The organism is Rhizobacter sp. P2_H2 (genome assembly GCF_056403375.1).
This window is the reverse complement of the sequence record NZ_JBFUFP010001069.1, coordinates 1-1,803: the sequence shown is the minus strand read 5'-3', so window position 1 is coordinate 1,803 and position 1,803 is coordinate 1. Positions and strand designations below refer to the sequence as shown.

Below are 1,803 nucleotides of genomic sequence, written 5' to 3'. Positions count from 1 at the left end.
GCGCTGCGGCGTCGACCAGGTCGTCGTGCTGCGCTTCGACCATGCGCTCGCGTCGCTGTCGCCCGAGGCCTTCATCGTCGACATGCTGGTGCGCGGCCTGGGCGCCCGCTACATCCTGGTCGGCGACGACTTCCGCTTCGGTGCGAAGCGGGCCGGCGACTACGCGATGCTCGATGCCGCCGGCCCGGCGCAGGGCYTCGACGTCGCCCGCATGAAGAGCTACGAGGTGCACGGGCTGCGGGTGTCGAGTTCGGCGGTGCGCCAGGCGCTGGCCGACGGCGACATGGCGCAGGCCGAATCGCTGCTCGGCCGCACCTACAGCATCAGCGGCCACGTGGTGCACGGCCGCAAGCTCGGCCGCGAGCTGGGGTTCCGCACGCTGAACCTGCGCTTCGCGCACGCCAAGTCGGCGGCGATGGGCATCTACGCGGTGCGCACCCACGGCCTGGGCGAGCAGCCGCTGGACGGGGTCGCGAGCCTGGGTGTGCGCCCGACGGTGGAAGACGCCGGCCGCGTGCTGCTCGAAGTGCATTGCCTCGATTGGCCCGCACGCCTCGGGGCCGAGGGGGCCTACGGTAAACTCGTCCGCGTGGAACTGCTGCACAAACTTCGCGATGAGGCCCGTTTCGACGGGCTGGAAGCCCTGACGGCGGCGATCGAGCAGGACGTGCAGGACGCCCGCGTGTGCCTCGCCTCGTACGCCGCGCAACGCCGCCAGACCACGCGCGACCGAATTTAACGCTCGCCGCTCCTCCCCTTCTTTTCGCGAGCCCCGGCGCCTGGCGCCGGCACCCTGCCTTCGAGACGCGCCGCGCGGCGCGCAAAGCCATGACCGACAAGACCACGGACTACCGAAGCACCCTCAACCTGCCCGACACGCCGTTCCCGATGCGCGGCGACCTGCCCAAGCGCGAACCGGGCTGGATCAAGGAGTGGAGCGACCAGGGCATCTACAAGCAGCTGCGCGACGCCCGCGTGAACCGCCCGCGCTTCGTGCTGCACGACGGCCCGCCCTACGCCAACGGCACGCTGCACGTCGGCCACGCGGCCAACAAGATCCTGAAGGACATGATCGTCAAGGCGCGCCAGCTGGCCGGCTACGACGCGCGCTACACGCCGGGCTGGGACTGCCACGGCCTGCCGATCGAGAACCAGATCGAGAAGACCTTCGGCCGCAACCTCGAACGCGCTGACGTGCAGGCGAAGAGCCGCACCTACGCCGGCGAGCAGATCGCGCAGCAGATGGCCGACTTCAAGCGCGTCGGCGTGCTGGGCGACTGGGACCACCCGTACCGCACGATGGATTTCGGCAACGAGGCCAACGAGATCCGCGTGCTGAAGCGCCTGATCGAGCGCGGCTTCGTGTACCGCGGGCTGAAGCCGGTCTACTGGTGCTTCGACTGCCACTCGTCGCTGGCCGAGTTCGAGATCGAGTACGCCGACAAGCAGTCGCAGGCGGTCGACGTCGCCTTCCTCGCGGCCGAGCCCGCGAAGCTGGCCACGGCCTTCGGCCTGCCGTCGCTCGCGAAGGACGCGTTCGCGGTGATCTGGACCACCACCGCGTGGACCATCCCCGCCAACCAGGCGCTGAACCTGAACCCGGCACTCGAGTACGCGCTGGTCGACACCGAGCGCGGCATCCTGCTGCTGGCGTCGGCGCTGGTCGACAAGTGCCTGGAGCGCTACGGCCTCACCGGCAGCGTGCTCGCCACCACGCTCGGCAAGAACCTCGACGGCATCACCTTCCGCCACCCGCTGGCCCACGTCGATCCCGGCTACGACCGCGTGAGCCCGGTGTACCTG

Annotated in this window: 2 protein-coding genes; both read left to right on the top strand. The window is 70.0% G+C overall.

The annotated features are described in order from the left end of the window. The coding region (locus AC1D15_RS30100) for a bifunctional riboflavin kinase/FAD synthetase (RefSeq protein ID WP_477828908.1) at positions 1-739 on the top strand (739 nt) is incomplete at its 5' end. 89 nt (positions 740-828) lie between these two features. Continuing rightward, on the top strand, positions 829-1,803 hold a 975-nt coding region (locus AC1D15_RS30095; protein WP_477828907.1), incomplete at its 3' end, for a class I tRNA ligase family protein.